At 42.5% G+C, this 17,684-nt stretch carries 19 protein-coding genes; 10 read left to right on the top strand and 9 right to left on the bottom strand.

The features are described from left to right. Window positions 1-7: 7 nt before the first annotated feature. Together AC3E9V_RS18065 and AC3E9V_RS18060 are read left to right on the top strand one after the other, a co-directional pair. Complete coding sequence (locus AC3E9V_RS18065; RefSeq protein ID WP_488749550.1) at window positions 8-2,404, top strand: glycoside hydrolase family 31 protein; 2,397 nt, start codon at window positions 8-10, stop codon at window positions 2,402-2,404. Between the two features lie 287 nt (window positions 2,405-2,691). Further along, entirely contained in the window at window positions 2,692-2,931 is a 240-nt protein-coding gene (locus AC3E9V_RS18060) for a DUF433 domain-containing protein (RefSeq protein WP_488749549.1), read from the top strand. Between the two features lie 542 nt (window positions 2,932-3,473). Here the strand turns inward: AC3E9V_RS18060 and AC3E9V_RS18055 are convergent. After that, window positions 3,474-3,902, bottom strand: a complete 429-nt coding sequence (locus AC3E9V_RS18055; RefSeq protein WP_488749548.1) for a hypothetical protein — start codon at window positions 3,900-3,902, stop codon at window positions 3,474-3,476. A gap of 214 nt (window positions 3,903-4,116) precedes the next feature. Here AC3E9V_RS18055 and AC3E9V_RS18050 point away from each other — a divergent pair, with 214 nt between their 5' ends. Further along, window positions 4,117-5,091, top strand: coding sequence for a deoxyhypusine synthase family protein (locus AC3E9V_RS18050; protein WP_488749547.1), 975 nt, complete (start codon window positions 4,117-4,119; stop codon window positions 5,089-5,091). Window positions 5,092-5,096: 5 nt separating this feature from the next. Here AC3E9V_RS18050 and AC3E9V_RS18045 read toward each other — a convergent pair whose 3' ends face one another. After that, on the bottom strand, window positions 5,097-5,672 hold the full coding sequence (locus AC3E9V_RS18045; RefSeq protein ID WP_488749546.1) for a hypothetical protein: 576 nt from the start codon (window positions 5,670-5,672) through the stop codon (window positions 5,097-5,099). Window positions 5,673-5,811: 139 nt separating this feature from the next. Between AC3E9V_RS18045 and hppD the strand changes: the two genes are divergently transcribed. The 4 genes from hppD (at window position 5,812) to AC3E9V_RS18025 (ending at window position 8,379) form a co-directional block, all read left to right on the top strand. Further along, window positions 5,812-6,945, top strand: coding sequence for a 4-hydroxyphenylpyruvate dioxygenase (hppD, locus tag AC3E9V_RS18040; protein WP_488749545.1), 1,134 nt, complete (start codon window positions 5,812-5,814; stop codon window positions 6,943-6,945). A 165-nt stretch (window positions 6,946-7,110) separates the two neighbouring features. After that, the gene (locus AC3E9V_RS18035) at window positions 7,111-7,356 is read left to right on the top strand and encodes a hypothetical protein (protein WP_488749544.1); all 246 of its coding nucleotides are present in this window, start codon (window positions 7,111-7,113) and stop codon (window positions 7,354-7,356) included. Window positions 7,357-7,408: 52 nt separating this feature from the next. After that, a complete protein-coding gene (deoC, locus tag AC3E9V_RS18030; protein WP_488749543.1) occupies window positions 7,409-8,095 on the top strand; it encodes a deoxyribose-phosphate aldolase in 687 nt (228 codons plus the stop codon). A gap of 11 nt (window positions 8,096-8,106) precedes the next feature. Then, entirely contained in the window at window positions 8,107-8,379 is a 273-nt protein-coding gene (locus AC3E9V_RS18025; protein WP_488749542.1) for an acylphosphatase, read from the top strand. On the opposite strand, the gene AC3E9V_RS18020 is transcribed toward AC3E9V_RS18025, so the two are convergent. The 7 genes from AC3E9V_RS18020 to AC3E9V_RS17990 form a co-directional block, all read right to left on the bottom strand. Further along, window positions 8,376-8,873, bottom strand: a complete 498-nt coding sequence (locus tag AC3E9V_RS18020; protein ID WP_488749541.1) for a hypothetical protein — start codon at window positions 8,871-8,873, stop codon at window positions 8,376-8,378. The genes AC3E9V_RS18025 and AC3E9V_RS18020 overlap by 4 nt on opposite strands. A gap of 135 nt (window positions 8,874-9,008) precedes the next feature. Then, window positions 9,009-9,506, bottom strand: a complete 498-nt coding sequence (locus AC3E9V_RS18015) for a hypothetical protein (protein ID WP_488749540.1) — start codon at window positions 9,504-9,506, stop codon at window positions 9,009-9,011. Window positions 9,507-9,827: 321 nt separating this feature from the next. Further along, entirely contained in the window at window positions 9,828-10,424 is a 597-nt protein-coding gene (locus AC3E9V_RS18010) for an ABC transporter ATP-binding protein (protein ID WP_488749539.1), read from the bottom strand. A 1-nt stretch (window position 10,425) separates the two neighbouring features. Next, complete coding sequence (gene lpxA / locus AC3E9V_RS18005; protein ID WP_488749538.1) at window positions 10,426-11,211, bottom strand: acyl-ACP--UDP-N-acetylglucosamine O-acyltransferase; 786 nt, start codon at window positions 11,209-11,211, stop codon at window positions 10,426-10,428. Then, entirely contained in the window at window positions 11,204-12,139 is a 936-nt protein-coding gene (lpxC, locus tag AC3E9V_RS18000; RefSeq protein ID WP_488749537.1) for a UDP-3-O-acyl-N-acetylglucosamine deacetylase, read from the bottom strand. The genes lpxA and lpxC overlap by 8 nt, the downstream gene beginning before the upstream one ends. Continuing rightward, a complete protein-coding gene (gene lpxD, locus AC3E9V_RS17995; RefSeq protein WP_488749536.1) occupies window positions 12,129-13,187 on the bottom strand; it encodes a UDP-3-O-(3-hydroxymyristoyl)glucosamine N-acyltransferase in 1,059 nt (352 codons plus the stop codon). The genes lpxC and lpxD overlap by 11 nt, the downstream gene beginning before the upstream one ends. A 3-nt stretch (window positions 13,188-13,190) precedes the next feature. Continuing rightward, on the bottom strand, window positions 13,191-14,429 hold the full coding sequence (locus tag AC3E9V_RS17990; RefSeq protein WP_488749535.1) for an HD domain-containing protein: 1,239 nt from the start codon (window positions 14,427-14,429) through the stop codon (window positions 13,191-13,193). Window positions 14,430-14,477: 48 nt separating this feature from the next. Between AC3E9V_RS17990 and porX the strand changes: the two genes are divergently transcribed. Genes porX through AC3E9V_RS17975 form a run of 3 tightly spaced genes read left to right on the top strand, consistent with a single transcriptional unit; the run spans window position 14,478 to window position 17,672 of the window. Beyond that, window positions 14,478-16,031, top strand: coding sequence for a T9SS response regulator signal transducer PorX (porX, locus tag AC3E9V_RS17985; RefSeq protein WP_488749534.1), 1,554 nt, complete (start codon window positions 14,478-14,480; stop codon window positions 16,029-16,031). Beyond that, the gene (gene tsaE, locus AC3E9V_RS17980; RefSeq protein ID WP_488749533.1) at window positions 16,028-16,453 is read left to right on the top strand and encodes a tRNA (adenosine(37)-N6)-threonylcarbamoyltransferase complex ATPase subunit type 1 TsaE; all 426 of its coding nucleotides are present in this window, start codon (window positions 16,028-16,030) and stop codon (window positions 16,451-16,453) included. The genes porX and tsaE overlap by 4 nt, the downstream gene beginning before the upstream one ends. Next, window positions 16,446-17,672 carry an alanine dehydrogenase gene (locus AC3E9V_RS17975; RefSeq protein WP_488749532.1) on the top strand — a complete coding sequence of 409 codons (1,227 nt, stop codon included), beginning with the start codon at window positions 16,446-16,448 and terminating at the stop codon, window positions 17,670-17,672. Before tsaE ends, AC3E9V_RS17975 begins: the two co-directional genes overlap by 8 nt. The last annotated feature ends 12 nt before the right edge of the window (window positions 17,673-17,684 follow it).

Here is a 17,684-nt window from a genome sequence, read left to right as displayed (position 1 = left end):
GAACAAAATGAAGGATTTAATTACACACCAGATGAAAAAACTAGGATACCTGTTACTGCTTATATCTTTTACAGGGTTTTCTCAGTTGCAAAATACAGGCATTCTGAATGAGCCGCCGGATATCAGTAAAGATTTTGAAGATCTGAGGAATACTTATTATCTCGCAGATGAGCTTACCTCATTTGATCCGGAGACGGGTAGCGGAACTGTAAAATACCTCAGGCATAATTTTGCCACCAGGCAGGCTTTTAATAATACGCTCATGAGGTTGGTCCCTGTTGAGGCTAATGAGTTTCCTGCGACTGAATATGCGGCATCACCAGAGCATCCTTTTACCATTGAGTTTACTTCTCCCCGGACAGTTCGCATCAAAATGACCTCCGGTCCGCAGTTTCGGAAAAATGAAGAATCCCTGATGCTGGTGGATGGCATTGCCCCGAACGATAGAGGGTCATGGAAGTATTCTAAAACCAATGAAGGGCATGTCTACAAAAGTCAGTATGGCAAAGTAGTCATTACAGAGAAGCCCTGGCACGTTTATATCTATGATGAAAATGACAAGCTGTTGACTCAGACAATGCACTCTGCGGATGTAAGAAATACTTACACTCCCGTGACCCCATTTTCATATGTGCGCCGGGCATCAGACTACTCCAGAAGTATGGATGCCGTATTTAGTCTGTCTCCCGGTGAAAAAATATATGGATGTGGCGAGTCTTTTCAGTCTTTTAACAAACGAGGACAAAAGGTCGTACTGTGGACGGACGATGCAAACGGAGTTCAGAATGAAACCATGTATAAACCTATACCATTTTACATGAGTAGCCGGGGTTATGGTGTATTTATGCATCATTCCAGCCCGATCACCTGTGACTTTGGAAAATACTTCAGCTCTGCCAACAGTATGATGATCGGTGATGATGAGCTTGATTTATTTGTCTTTATTGGAGATCCCAAGGATGTTTTGGATGAATATACTGATCTTACAGGTAAGGCGTCCATGCCTCCACTTTGGTCTTTTGGCTTTTGGATGAGCCGTATCACCTATTTTTCAGAAGCAGATGGGCGGAAAGTAGCTGCAAACCTGAGAAAACATAAAATACCATCTGACGTGATCCACTTCGATACAGGATGGTTTGGCGTAGACTGGCGTTGTGATTACAAATTTGCATCAGACAGATTTTCAGATGCGCCTAAAATGATTAGTGATTTAAATAAGGATGGTTTTGAGATATGTCTTTGGCAGCTGCCTTACTTTACGCCGGAAAATACGCTTTTCGATGAGTTGGTAGAAAATGACCTGGTGGTCAGGGATGCCAAAGGAAACCTGCCGTATGAAGACGCTGTAATGGACCTTTCAAATCCTAAAACCATAGAATGGTATCAAAACAAAATTGCAGGCCTTCTGAACGATGGGGTGGAAGTGATTAAGGTGGATTTTGGTGAAGCTGCTCCTGCGAACGGGATCTACCATTCGGGAAGAACAGGTTTTTATGAGCACAACCTTTATCCTTTGAGATATAATAAAGCTGTAGCAGATATAACTGAAGAGATCACAGGTTATCCGTTTATCTGGGCACGAAGTGCGTGGGCCGGAAGTCAACGGTATCCAGTACACTGGGGAGGAGACGCTGCTACTTCTGATAATGCAATGGCTGCTACCCTGAGGGGTGGACTTTCTTTCGGGTTGAGTGGTTTTAGCTTTTGGTCACATGATATAGGAGGATTTGTAACAAAGACTCCTGAGGATCTATACAGAAGGTGGACGCCATTTGGTATGCTGAGCTCCCATGTGAGAAGCCATGGGGAACCTCCAACTGAACCATGGGAGTTTGGAGAAGATTTTATGGATGCATTCAGGAAGGCGGACAACATGCGATACCAATTGCTTCCTTATATTTATTCTCAGGCTAAGCAATGTAGTGAAAATGGATTGCCGATGGTTCGCGCACTTTTTGTGGAGTTCCCGGATGATCCTGGCTCCTGGTTGGTAGATGATCAGTACTTATTTGGTTCGGATATTCTCGTAGCTCCACTATTTGAAAATGGTGATTCCAGAGAGGTTTATTTGCCGTCCGGAACCTGGATAGATTACCAGACAGGTAAGCAATACGAAGGAGGTTGGCACAATATCAAAACCGGGGAGATACCCGTAGTGATGTTGGTCAGAGATGGAACCATATTACCTCATGCCAAGCTGGCCCAAACAACTAAGGAAATAGACTGGGAAGAGTTGGAGCTACGCGTGTTTTCCACTAACGGAGAAGCTTCCGGATTGCTTTTCACTCCGGGTGATAGCCAGGTCAGCACTGTGGAGGTGACCAAAAACGGAGAGAATTATAAAATGGCTACAGATCCGTATAAAGGCAGGATCAAATATGTCATTAATAAAGTGACTTTGTAATTTATTTGTTTTGCCCTTAACATTGGAAAGGCCTAACCTGAACCGGGTTGGTCCTTTTTATTTGTCTGATGGATTCCATTGGAGAATCCTGGAATTGAAAATACATCAGACTCAATAGGGGTTCTCTCTCTATTGACGCTGAAAGGGAATTTTTCAGGCTTTTATGTGTTCAAAAGTCTATTGAAATCTTGCGGTTTGCCACCCAAGCTTGATCATACACGGTTGGTGTTCTCATTATTTGGGTTGAGCATCATGCTCATTTCATGGGTTGTAGGATTGGATTACCTTTGGAAAAAGATTACGGTATGGTTGATTATAAAGAAATTATCAAGCGCAATCCCAATAAAAGGTTTGGTAAGCCTTGCATACGGAATACCAGGATAACGGTCTATGATGTTTTAGGGTGGTTAGCAGCAGGCATGGATTTTAATGAAATCATATCAGATTTTCCTGAATTGACAATGGAAGATATAAGAGCATGTCTTGCGTATGCTGCTGATAGGGAGCATAGACTTCAACATGCCTGATGAGGTTACTTTTTGACCAAAATATATCATTTAGGATTACAAAAAGGTTGAAGGATTTATTCCCGGATTGATAGTAAGGAAGCAATAATTGACTTTTCCAACAAACTATATGAATAGACGCTTCTGCTCCCGGCTATCACATACCGTCACAATCTGAATGCAAAAGATCATGAGTGTGTCAACAATATCATTGCTTGATGAAGATTGATAAGTCCTTGAAGAAGAGATGATTTATGAGCTATTATGGTAAAAAAGAGAACCTCTAACTCATATTCCTCAAAACAGCCATGTAGTTGCTACGAATTTGGTGTTTTGAGCTGTAAATGATCAATTCCCGGCAATTTTATAGTTTTTCGTCCCACTTTAAATTAAAGTGGATCAAAAATGTGGTTTCGTAGCAACTACAATGGCTCTATACGCTCAATGAAGCAACTTGTGCGGAACTTGAGCTAAAACTCAAAATCACTTGGTCAAAGAAAATATGAAAGCCTGTAGGCAAACACCTACAGAGACTATGTTGTGGTTGTTGTTTCATTACTTACTTAACAGCAAGTACAAGAAATATATTCAACTTCTACCGGGCTTATGGAACCACAGCTACTATAAAATTTAATTTGTGCAGTATTAATCCAACTAGAACCACACCCATATGGATCACCTTCGGGTACAGGTTCAAAAATAGTTACAGTTACAGTTTGATATCCACTCGAAGAAATAGATCTTGTTCCATCAATTTGTACCCATGATTCACTAGTATATGCACCCCAAGCCCCATCAATTTCAACATCTAAATAATATTCAGATGGATTTCCCCTCAATCCAAATTGGAGGGCCGATGGACTTACTGAACATGATGAAACTACTTCACAATCATTTCTATCATCGAGAGTGATTGAACTTATATCACTTTTTGAATTATTGAAACCAAAAAAACTTCCTAAAAATACTAATGCGATAATTTTAAATACCATAATCATACTGTTAAGTTAAAGAAAAATTAAAGTTAAATATAAAATTCATTCTTTTCTTAGTTATGACGATTTCAAAGACGTTGCTTGCTTAGAATTGGAGCAATAAAATAATATTTTTCTATTCACCCACTCGATAGTTAATGCTGAGGATTTCAGGTTTTTCCCGGCCATGCTGCTTATTTTTGCATTCAAATAAGAACAGAATCCAAAGCATATGTCCGAAAAACCCATCACCTCGTTTATAGAAAAACACTTTCTTCACTTCAATGGCGCAGCCCTCCATGATGCGGCTAAGGGTTATAAAACTCACCTGGAAAGTGGGAAAAAGATGCTTGTATCGCTTGCAGGAGCAATGAGCACCGGTGAGTTAGGAATCTCACTAGCGGAGATGATCAGGCAGGATAAGGTTCAGATCATATCCTGTACAGGTGCAAACCTGGAAGAAGACATCATGAACCTGGTGGCCCATTCGCATTATAAACGCATTCCAAACTATCGAGACCTTACCCCTGAGCAGGAGAGGGACTTACTGGATCAGGGGCTCAATCGGGTGACGGATACCTGTATCCCTGAAGAGGAGGCATTTCGTCGTATTCAGGAACATATTTTCAAAATATGGAAAGATGCTGAAGAAAAGGGTGAGCGCTATTTTCCTCATGAGTTTATGTACAAACTGCTTGATTCCGGTTATTTAGATGAATATTTCGAAATAGATCCCAAAAACAGCTGGATGATTGCGGCGAAAGACAAGAGCTTACCGATGGTTGTTCCAGGCTGGGAAGATTCCACGATGGGAAATATTTTCGCCTCCTACTGTGTAAAGGGGGAGCTGAAGCCCGGCACTATGAAATCCGGGATTGAGTATATGACTTACCTGGCAGATTGGTATTTAGAGAACGCAGGTACCGATGGTATTGGTTTTTTTCAGATCGGTGGCGGAATTGCAGGTGATTTTCCAATTTGTGTTGTGCCCATGCTTTATCAGGATCTTGAAAAAACAGATGTTCCATTCTGGAGCTATTTCTGCCAGATTTCGGATTCTACTACAAGTTACGGATCATACAGCGGAGCGGTGCCTAATGAGAAGATCACCTGGGGTAAGCTGGATATCGACACCCCGAAATATATAGTGGAATCTGATGCAACTATCGTAGCTCCATTGATTTTTGCTTATGTGCTAGGGTGGTAAAAGGGCTACTTGATCTTAGGGTCCAACTCACCACGCATAAACTGGTTGTATTCTTCGCAGGTGAGAAATGGCTCGCCTGCAGAGTAAGGGCAAGTCTGATAGATCTTTTCGAAAGGGCCATCCTTTAGAATTACTCCCTCGCCTTTACAAACCGGACAGATCATTTTGTCCAGGCCACCACAATCGTACTCGCCACTGGCAAATTCAGTTTGCATGGCTTCACTATTCTTTCTCGCAAGTTCCAGATACTTGTCCTCAGCTTGCTGGAGAATGCTTGTGGCTTCATCGTAAAATCGTCCCTGGGTGCCTTTTAGCTGAATATACTTGTTTAGCCAGTTGATACTCTGCTTGTACTTGTCCAGGTGAAAACTGGTTTTCCCAAAATAAAACGCCAACTCGGAAGGTAATGCCTGCATGTTGTTCATCACGTATAAAAACTCCTTCTCTGCAAGCGCATACTTGCCCTGGTTCATGAGATCTACTCCCAGATCCATTTTTTGAAACAGTCGCCCGTCTGCTGGTGTTTGACTATACGAGAGGTAAGCGAAAAATATAAATAAGACAATGGTAAAGAATTTCATTTGCATGCTTTGAATGCTGTAAAGATGGTTAATTTCCGGACTTTATTGAAGATATTCATTAGCAAAACCAGTGCCGGGTTCTTTTGATATACACCTTGAATCAATTTAACTTCGTATTATTCGTAACAAATAAACGATTATGGAAGAAAAAACATTAACCCCCGAACAAAATACCCAGGAAGCAGAAGATTTTTTGCCCATTAGTGGGACGGATTATCTGGAACTGTACGTTGGAAACTGCAAACAAGCCGCTCACTTTTATAAAACCGCTTTTGGCTTTCAGTCATTAGCGTATGCAGGCCTGGAGACAGGTCTTAAGGACAGGGAGTCTTATGTGGTTGTTCAGGATAAGATCCGTCTGGTACTGACTACACCTCTGAAGTCAGGCACGGAAATAGGACGTCACATTGACAAGCATGGAGATGGTGTGAGAGTGGTGGCACTCTGGGTAGAGGATGCCGAGAAGTCTTACAAAGAGACAGTTTCGAGAGGAGCTAAGTCTTTTATGAAACCTACAGTGGAGAAGGATGAACAAGGCGAGATCAAAAAAGCAGGTATTTACACTTATGGTGAAACAGTTCACATGTTCATCGAGCGTAAGAACTACAGTGGTGTGTTTTTGCCAGGCTTTAAAGAGTGGAGGTCAGATTACAATCCGGCGCCCGTAGGTTTGAAATACGTAGACCACATGGTGGGTAATGTAGGCTGGGGTGAGATGAACACCTGGGTAAACTTTTATGCTAAGGTAATGGGATTCAGTCAGTTGATCTCATTTGACGACAAGGATATTTCTACAGAATATACGGCTCTAATGAGTAAAGTCATGAGTAATGGAAATGGTCGTATAAAATTCCCTATCAACGAACCTGCAGAAGGTAAGAAGAAGTCGCAGATTGAGGAATACCTGGATTTTTATGAGGGAGCAGGAGTACAGCACATCGCTGTAGCAACGGATAATATCCTGGAGACCGTTAGTGCGCTTAGAGACCGGGGTGTGGAATTCCTTCGGGTTCCAAATACTTATTATGAAGACCTGCTGGATCGGGTAGGGGAGATAGATGAAGATCTGGAGCCGCTGAAGGAGCTTGGGATCTTGGTGGATAGAGATGATGAGGGTTACTTATTGCAGATCTTTACAAAACCTGTCGAACCACGACCAACCATGTTTTTTGAGATCATTCAAAGAAAAGGGGCCAAATCATTTGGAAAAGGTAACTTTAAAGCCCTTTTTGAGGCGATAGAGCGTGAACAGGAAATCAGGGGTACATTATAAAATATCTCTGCATTCCTTCGTTTTATCCCAAAACAAACTATTTGTGTTATGCATTTTAGGATTTTTCTTTTATTGGCATTGATTTTCGGATTTGTAAGCCTTGGATTTGGTCAGTCGACACGAGATGTGGACGCACCTAAGCCTCCGGCTCCTAAGTATCAGGCTGTGAAGAAGGAAAAGAAGGGGTTTTTTCTTTTCAGAATCTTCAAGAAAAAGAAACAATCTGATGTAGGTGAAATTGCCGAGTTTAGGAAAAGAGTTAAAAAGAGACTCGACAAAAAGGCAGCGGACTCCAGGAAGTATGATAAGCCCCAATACACCAATCCATTATACTTTGGGCACAAAAAGCCCCCAAAAAAGAGGAAGGCTGGGAAGAAGAAATTTTGTAAGGAATGCGGGATCGTACATTAGGAGATTAGCCCTGACTTTTGTCAGGGTTTCTCTTTACTTTCGCAGTACCAATATGCAGCAGATAGCCCGCTTTATTGAATCCACTAATCTATCACCTTTCGTCACCGGAAAGGATATCGATTTACTTATCACCTCGGCAAAGTCACTGGGGGTTTTGGGTGTCTGTATACCTCCTTTTTGGGTGAAAAGAGCCAGCAGGGAAGTGAGCGGAAGTGATCTCCAGCTTGTTACAGTGATAGGTTTTCCATTAGGTTATCAGATGACTGAAACAAAAATGGAGGAAGCAAGACTTGCTGTGCGTGATGGCGCTAATGAGTTGGATCTGGTGATGAATATTTCTGCTTTTAAGGATGGAATGTCCCAGCGAGAAGCCGGGATCCAGGCTTTTACACCTGGACCCTGGCCTAAAATAGAGTTGGCAAAAATGTCAGCATTTGCTCATGATCATGAGGTGCTTTTAAAAGTTATTATAGAAGTGGCTTACCTTTCAAAAGAAGAGATCATTAAAGCATGTAAAATTTGTGCGGATGCGGGAGTGGATTACGTGAAAACTTCTACAGGTTTTGCTGAAGGAGGAGATGTATCCACGGATCACATAAAACTAATGCGAGAAGTCCTGCCTTCCAATGTTGGGATCAAAGCATCAGGAGGGATCAAAACACATGGTCAGGCTGTTAAACTTCTGGAAGCAGGCGCAGACCGGCTTGGAACCTCCGGAGCTAAAGAGATACTGGCTTAATCAACTACGAAATGAAAGCAATAGGAATCAGAGTATATGGAAAAGTGCAGGGAGTTTTTTTCAGGGCTTCAGCAAAAACTGTAGCTGAAGATCTGAGATTAACAGGATGGGTGAAAAATGAACCGGATGGAACAGTACTTATTCATGTGGAGGGGGAGGAATCAGCTACTGAGAAGTTGGTCGAGTGGTGTCAGCATGGACCTGAGTTTGCCCGTGTGGAAGATGTACAGATGTGGGAGGAGACAGCCGAAGATTTGTCTACATTTGAAATAAGGAGAAGCTAAGCTGATTTTAACAGTTTGTTTCGTCCTATCTTCACTTTAAACTCTTTAAGGATAGCTCTCCGCATCCCGTAAAACAGGAATTTGTTATTAACCTCTTGTTTCAAAATGCAGGTCTTAAGTATAGCCCGGTAGATCTCCGGTTTTATACATAGTTTTCTCACCCATTCTTCAAATGCATCAGACCAGTTTTCAGCATAGACTTCATAGTGGCTTCTGCCATCCCAGATAATCTCCAGCTGGTTATCTCCTTTTTTAAATCGGTAAATGGCTGCTAGAATTTCATAAAGCTCCTGGAGAAAACTGGTGTCATATTCTTTTACACTTTGCAGCTCCATGATGAAATCATCCACCAGTCCCATGGGGTTTTCCATTTGCATATAGGATTCAAATGCAATCTCGACCCATTTCTTATTGAGCTGTGGCTCCACAAAGCCCTGAGCAGCTCTGAGTATAGAGTTCTTGTCTTGTTTGAAGTATTTATCCTGATATAGCATAAACCAATGTGACTTCACTTAAAGCCATCACCTACATTTTCATCCGTCTGACCACTTTGAGTGGTCTGATGGTTTAACAAAAAAGGGAATGGCTAAACCATTCCCTCAAAGATATTGAATATTGTAAAAGTTTCTTTACTGCGGCACCAGGTTAAATTCCCAGTTTCCGTCAAATCCTGCAACACGACTTCCTGATGTTGGAATATTAAAAGTTAAGCTTAGAGTTGCCCCTTCAGTCACACTCACATTCATTCTGATGCCATCATCTTGTCTAACTAAGACTCCTGTGTTTGTTTGGTTTTCAAAGGTCCAGGATTGAGAGCCTGTAGCAGAACCTGCGTCAATACCCCAAACATCAGAAGCACCGTCATTAGTAGGCACTCCACTGACATTGTATTGTCCTACATCAGTTTCATCATTGTATTGGAATGAAATGGTGAAACCAGACCAATCACCTATGTTTTCACTAACATCATTTTTAGTGATCTCACTAGCTACCCAGGTAGCTGATTCAAGCTTATCTGCTTGCACATCCAGGGGATCCGGATCGCTTCCTTTTTTCTTTTTACAGGAAATGAAAATAACCAACGAGGCGAAAACTAAGGCAGCTAATAGTCTTGTAAATTGTTTCATAATGTTAATCGTTGTAATTGGTTAGCACGGTACTTAATATCAAAAATATGGGTTTTATATCATTTTACCTAGAAGAATTTGTATATGTCCATTTTATTCTGGTGAATCACCTTTTTTGAACGGTGAACGTTTGGAAGTAGTATACGAGTGTGTGGTTAATTTTGAATTTTCAAGGTTTTGAAGCAAAACAGACAGTCACCTCTACATGGGCCTGACGCAGCGGAAAGAATGCGCCCTTAACAGGTTACAGGTTGGACAAGAACCAGACCGTACGTCACCTCTGTGCAGGCAGAGGTCCCATCAGAAAAGAGAGGTAAGGCACTATTTATACCCCTCAATGTTAATGAACTCATCACAAAAAGAGTATTCTTCTTTTTGATTCGAAGCGATGATCAGAGTCCGGTTATTTAAATGGTTTTTTATAAGGTCTTTATACCATTTAGTTCCATTCTCATCCAGGTTGGAAGTGGGCTCATCAAGTAGTATCAGTCGGGACTCAAAGAAAAATGCAAGGGAAAGCCTCAGCCGCTGCTTCATACCAGAGGAAAACTCACTAACCAACTTATGCTCACTGCCGGAAAGCCCGCTCAGGCTGCACATCTCATCTTTTGTAATGAGGGCCTTTTTAAATTTCTGGTGGAAACCCAAATGTTCCATCAGGGTAAACTCTTCAATCAGGTTGAGATAAGGGGCAGCAATTGTAAAACGGACCTGATGGTTTTCATTTTGTTCACTAAATACCACTTTTCCTTCAGATGGAGTTACATAGCCCCCAATGACTTTTAAAAGAGTGGATTTTCCGGACCCGTTATGACCTGTGATAGCCAGCTTTGATTGATCTTTTATTTTTACGCTGAGGTGACGAAAGATCCACTGACGATTGTATTTTTTGCCTAAGTCCTCAAGGTTTATCTCCATGTTATTTCTCTGCAGATCCCCGCATCAGTCCGCGGTTTGAGTTTTCAATAAACCGAATGATGTCATCTCGTTCTTGCGATGGGTTTAGTTCCATTCGGATTTTGTCCATTGCATCTGTATTATTGAGGCCACTAAGGTAAAAAATACGATAAACATCCTGTATATCTTTGATTTGCTGGTTTGAATAACCTCTTCTTCTGAGTCCGATCGAATTTACCCCGGCATAAGAAATTGGTTCTCGTGCTGCTGTCACAAATGGAGGTACATCTTTTCGAACCAGACATCCACCTGAGATCATGGTATGAACACCAATTTTCACAAACTGATGTATGGCTACCGTACCGCCAATAAATGCATAGTCACCTATGACTACATGACCAGCCATCTGAACACCATTTGCCAGGATAACATTATCACCGATCACACAGTCATGAGCCACATGAACGTAGGCCATTAGCAAGGTGTTTTTACCAATCCTTGTGTCATTTTTGTCGAGGGCTGTTCCCCGATTTACGGTTACACACTCCCTGATGGTGGTGTTTTCTCCTATGGTAGTTGTGGAAGCTTCACCCTGATATTTCAAATCCTGAGGTGGTGCGGAAATCACAGCTCCGGGAAATATTGTGCAGCTTTTTCCCAGCCGGGCTCCATCCATGATGGAGGCATTTGGGCCAATCCTGCATCCATCACCTATTATTACATCTTCAGCTATGTGTGAAAAAGGCTCCACCGTTACATTTTCTCCTAGTTGAGCTTTTGGGTGTATGAAAGCATTTGTGCTACTCATAGGCCTCCTTTACCAGATCAGAAAGGTGCTTTTTTATAAGTCGGGCAAACTCGATGTTGGAGGTATGACCCGGACGCCTGGCGATTATTCTTCCTTTGAGTGGTTTGCCCAGCAGGCTGAGATCTCCAATCATGTCGAGCAGCTTGTGCCTGGCTGGTTCATTTGGGAATCTTAAAGTTGCATTATTGAGAATTCCGGCTTCTTGTGCTGGCAGAGAGGATTTTCCAAGCAGGTCCGCCAGGTGATCCAGCTCGCCTTTTTCTACGGGCCTATCCAGGATGACTACCGCATTTGAGAGGTCTCCACCCTTTATCATATTAGCCTGATGGAGCTGTTCCAACTCATGGAGGAAACAAAAGGTACGGGATGGGGCAATTTCTTCAGGAAATTTTTCCATGCTGTTTATTTCAGCTTTTTGAATTCCTAAAACAGAAGAGTTGTAATCAATCTCGACTTCAAGCTGAAGATCATATGCAGGAAATGCATGAATTTCTGTTTGCTTGTCATCGGACTGAAAGGATATCTGTTCCGTGATTTCATAGAAGGTTTTCATAGCGGGCTGGTCAGTAATCCCTGCATTTCGAAAAGCTTCAATAAAAGCCGAACTGCTTCCATCCAGAATCGGGATCTCAGGACCATTCACTTCGATCAGTAGATTGTCAATACCCATTCCGGATGCAGCTGCGAGCAAATGCTCTACCGTATGTACGGATACACCTTCTGTTGATAATGTAGTGCCTCGAGAAGTGTCTGAAACACATTCCAGTGATGCCGGTATTCTGACGGGCTCTTTCAGATCTGTCCGGATGATCCGGATACCATGATCTATCGGTGCGGGGATAAAAATAACCCGTGTTTCAGCGCCGGTGTGTAGACCAACTCCTGAAAGGGTTACCTTGTTTTGTAAAGTCTTTTGATTAATCTCCATGCGTCTTCCCGGCGGACGGCAAATTTAGGATTTTTTGCTCAAGAAGCTCAATCCTTTTCATTAGGTCCGGTAGCTTCCTGAAAAGTGCGTATGACTTCAGGTAGTCTGTATTATTAAATGCAAATTTCCCGGAAATAGTTTGGCCTTTTTTTCGTACCGTTTTGGTTACCCCGGATTTAGCGCCAACTGTGGTGTTATCTGCAACTTCTATATGACCCTGCACTCCTACCTGTCCGCCCATCATGACCTGCTTTCCGATCTTAGCTGACCCTGAAATGCCGGTTTGAGCAGCTATGACCGTATTTTCGTTGATTTCCACATTGTGAGCCACCTGCACCAGATTGTCAATTTTAACTCCCTTATGAATGATTGTGGAATCAAGCGTGCCACAGTCTATGGTAGTATTTGCACCGATATCCACGTGGTCTTCTAATACGACCCGGCCTATTTGAGGAATGTTTTTATAAGTTCCGTCTGGTTGAGGGGCAAACCCAAAACCATGCGAGCCAAGTACAGCACCAGCCTGAATGGTGCAGAACTTGCCAATTTTGCAATTTGGATAAACTTTTGCGCCGGGAAATAAGATGGTATGATCACCAATTTCCACTCCTTCGCCAATGTAGACCTGAGGATAGATCTTTACGTGATTTCCAATCCTGCTACGATCTCCAATGTAAGCGAAGGCGCCAACATATATATTATCTCCAAGAGCAACTTCAGAACCTATATGATGGGGTATTTCCATTCCGTATTTCTTTAGGCTTTTTAGTCGCTCGTACTCCTCAAGGAGTGTAGTAAATGCCAGGTACGGATCATCTACTTTTATTAGTGTGGTTTTCGTAGCTTTTTTCGGTTTGAAATTCTTGTTTACTATTACCGCAGAAGCTTGAGTCTTATAGAATTCAGATTCATATTTTGGGTTAGCTAAGAAGGATATACTTCCGGGCATTGCCTGCTCAAGGGATTCAATTTTGTCCACACTGAGCTGGTCGTTGCCCACTATTTCTCCCTGGAGTAATTCTGCTATCTGTTGTAAAGTAAATTTCATTGCTTAAACCTCCTTTAGTAAAGTTAAGTCTTTGGGGAAGCTGAGGTAATGCTTTTTGACAATTTTGCTCATGGCCTTGATATTAGGGAGGTCTGAGGCTTTAGCTACGTCAATAATTTCTCCGTTTTTCATCAGAATATTTATACTACCTCCTTTAGCGATGTAGGCGGCATTACTTACAGACCCCTTCTGTATAAAATATTTGGCTTCTGAGTTTGTTAGCCCTTTTTCATGAAGCTGCCTTTGGAGGCTATCAATCATATCCATATCAAACTTCTCATTGGATAGTACAATGCCAAATAGTTTTCGGTGGAGGAGGTTGGTACTTAGGGTTCTCAAAACCACATCCCCATGTGACTGCCAGAGCTTGATGGATCCCCAGATATCAGTATCATCCAGCATAGCGAAAATGTCCAGCAGGTCTTTGTCATCAAAAAACTCCTGTCGGGTGATATCTCGCTCAAGGAAGATGCTGAAGGCCGGGGTGGCAGGTACTTCTTTACCTTTTTGCGTAAGTTTTTTAGCTCTGCTGATGAGTGATATCAGCATAGCTTCAGCACTGATGGTGGTCTTATGTAGATATACCTGCCAGTACATGAGTCTCCTGGCACTTAAAAAGTTTTCAATGCTGTAGATGCCTTTTTCTTCCACAACAAGCTGATCTTCGTGGACATTCAGCATCTTGATAATGCGTTCTGCACCGATGGTCCCTTCATACACTCCAGTAAAAAAACTGTCTCGTTTCAGATAGTCAAGCCGGTCAACATCCAGCTGACTGGAGACCAACTGGTGAAGGAATTTACGGTGGTACTTACCGGTAAATATCTGTTTTGCCAGCTCCAGCTTCCCACCAAACTCGGCATTAAGCTTATCAAAGATCCACAATGAGATCTGCTCATGATTTACATCTTTAAAAAGGCTGAACTCCAATGTATGAGAAAACGGCCCGTGGCCAATGTCATGGAGTAAAATGGCAATCAGCGCTGCTTCATACTCCGCTTCAAATATCATAACCCCTTTGCTGCGTAAAGTATCCAGGGTTTTTTGCATCAGATACATGGCCCCCAGAGCATGGTGAAAACGGGTGTGAAGAGCGCCAGGATAAACAAAGTCGGTGAGACCTAGTTGTTTGATTCTCCTGAGTCGCTGAAAATATGTGTGCTCAATGATATCAAATACCAAATCGTTGGGTATATTGATAAATCCGTAAACCGGATCATTTAGAATTTTCTTTTTGTTCAAATGAAGAAGCGGTTTGATTTTTGTTGGAAATTTGCAAAAAAATGACTCATGCAAAAATATAGAATATTGTGGGCCGATGATGAAATTGATCTGTTAAAGCCACACATACTTTTTTTAGATAATAAAGGGTTTGATGTTACACCGGTAAATAGTGGGTCAGATGCGCTTGAAGAGATCGACCATAACACTTTTGATATTGTTTTTTTGGATGAGAATATGCCGGGAATGACCGGTCTGGAGACTTTGAACTACATCAAGTCCACTCATCCCAATCTGCCGGTGGTGATGATCACCAAAAGTGAAGAGGAATACATCATGGAAGAGGCCATTGGCGCAAAAATATCCGATTACCTGATAAAGCCGCTTAACCCCAATCAGATACTACTTTCGGTCAAAAAGATCCTGGATAATAAACGCATTATTTCGGAACATACAAACCAGAGCTACCTGCAGGAATTTCAGAAGCTCAGCATGGAAATGCAGGATGTATATGATTTTGAAGGGTGGTCTGATCTTTACCGAAAACTCGTGTACTGGGACCTGGAGATTGACAGCACGGATGACAAAAGTATGATGGAAGTGCTGAGCAATCAACGCACGGAAGCCAATCAGCTTTTTTCAAATTTTATTGCCGAGAATTACCAGGACTGGATCATCAATCCGGATGTGGATAGGCCTCTGTTGTCTCATCAGGTATTGAAGAAGAAGGTGTTCCCGTTGTTAAAGTCAGAAAAACCTGTTTTTTTGATTGTGATAGATAATCTGAGGTGGGATCAGTGGGAAATAATAGAGCCGGAGCTTTCCGAGCTTTTTGAGATTAAACGTAAAGAGTCTTACTACTCCATCTTGCCGACCACTACAGCCTATGCGCGGAATGCCCTTTTTTCCGGAATGATGCCCCTGGAGATCCAGCAGAAGCATCCGGAACTGTGGGTCGGTGAAGATGTAGAGGAGGGGAAGAATAATTTTGAAAGCGAACTACTGGGTAAAAATCTGGAAAAAGAACGACTGGACATCAAGTATGGCTATCATAAGATCATCAAAGCCAATGATGGTAAGCAGCTAACAGAAGGAGCTAAGAATTTATTGAATAATCAACTAACAGCAGTGGTTTTCAATTTTGTGGATATGCTTTCTCATGCGCGTACGGACATGCAGATGATCCGTGAGTTAGCTCCGGACGAGTCTGCCTACAGATCACTGACAAAGTCATGGTTTACCCATTCTTCACTATATGATTTCCTAAAGTTCCTTGCTGTACAGGATGTGAAAGTGGTGGTTACAACTGATCACGGTACGATACGCGTAAAACGGCCCTACAAGATTATAGGTGACCGAAAAACCAACACCAACCTTCGCTACAAAGCAGGTAAGAACCTGGCCTTTGATGAAGAAGGTGTGTATTTTACTCGTAACCCGGAAGATATCAGATTACCAAAGGTAAATGTAAGCACTTCGTTTGCTTTTGCCCGGGAAGACTTTTTCTTTGCCTACCCTAATAATTTTAATTACTATGTCAACTTCTACAGGGACACTTTTCAGCACGGAGGTATCAGTCTGGAGGAGGTAATTATCCCTATAGTAGAGCTGGGATCAAAATGAGAAAATTTACTATTCAGAGTGAGAAAGGCCTGGAGGAGATAGCGGAGGCGGTTTTGGAAGCAATTTCGGATTATCCGGTCATATGTTTCTTTGGTGAAATGGGTGCCGGAAAGACCACATTGATTAAACGGATCTGCAGCCGGATGGGTGTGCAGGATGCCATGAGTTCACCTACATTTTCGATCGTTAACGAATACCGTGATGTGGATGGTAATCCGGTATATCATTTTGATTTTTATAGAATAGAGAAGGTGAGAGAGGCGATTGATATTGGTGCGGAGGAGTATTTTTACTCAGGAGATGTTTGCCTGATTGAGTGGCCGGAAATGATAAATCACCTGATTCCGGAAAAACACCTTGAAATAAATATTAAATTAGTGGGGGATAATGACCGAGAAATAACATTGGTAACGAATGGCTGATGAAATTAAAACGGGGTTTGCAAAGCTTGCCAGGGAGCAGAGTTTGTATCCTCAGGAAGCTCCTGCTAAGATTAAGAGTGGCTCCAAATCCTTGCTGATTGGAGTGCCAAAGGAGATTTCATTGCAGGAAAGCAGGGTGGCGCTGAAGCCGGAATCCGTGGAAGTCCTGGTAAGCAATGGACAGGAAGTGGTGGTGGAGGCTGGAGCTGGAGTGTCAGCGCATTTTTCTGACAATGAGTACAGCGAGGCAGGAGCCAAAATCGTAGAATCATCTAAGGAGGTATATAAATCAAACATTGTCCTGAAAGTGGAGCCTCCTACCTTTAAGGAAATCGAATACTTAAATGAAGGAGCTACTATCATTTCGGCCTTCCAGTCAGGTAGCCAATCTGTGGATTACATTCATGCGCTGAACAGGAAAAAGATCACTGCGATTGGCTATGAATTCATTGAAGATAAAGTAGGGGGCTTGCCCCTTGTGAGGGCTATGAGTGAGATAGCCGGAAGTACAGTCATGCTGGTTGCTGCGGAGCTATTGAGCAATACCAATGATGGTCAGGGAGTGATACTGGGTGGAATTACCGGTGTGCCACCAACCCATGTTGTGATCCTGGGTGCCGGAACGGTAGCAGAGTATGCCGCCAGGGCATCCATCGGGCTTGGAGTGGATATACAGATCTTTGATAATCACATTTATAAACTGAGAAGGATAAAGCATGCTCTGGGACAGCAAATACATACCTCAACAATTGATAACGCAACTTTAGCCCGGGCAATAGCCAATGCAGATGTAGTAATAGGTGCCGTGAGAGCAGAGAAGGGTAGAAACCGCTGTATCGTAACCGAAGAGATGGTCTCGAAAATGAAGCCTGGTTCTGTGATCATCGACGTGAGTATTGATCAGGGGGGATGCATAGAAACTTCAGAGATGACCAGTCACAGACACCCAACTTTTAAGAAGCATGATGTGATCCACTACGGCGTACCCAACATTGCTTCCCGCGTAGCACGGACCGCCTCATTAGCTATTTCGAATATTTTCACTCCTATATTATTGCACATCGCTGATTCGGGAGGCATCAATGAGATGATTTTTAATCACCCATGGTTTATGCGAGGTGTTTATACTTACAGGGGTAGTATCTGCAATATTCACCTTGCGAGGAAGTTTAATCTTGGGTACAAGGACCTTAATTTGTTAATGGCTGCCCGGTTTTAGTAAGTGCCAAGC

Source organism: Marinoscillum sp. HNIBRBA16962 (genome assembly GCF_057801515.1).
This window is presented reverse-complemented; position numbering and strand designations above follow the sequence as displayed.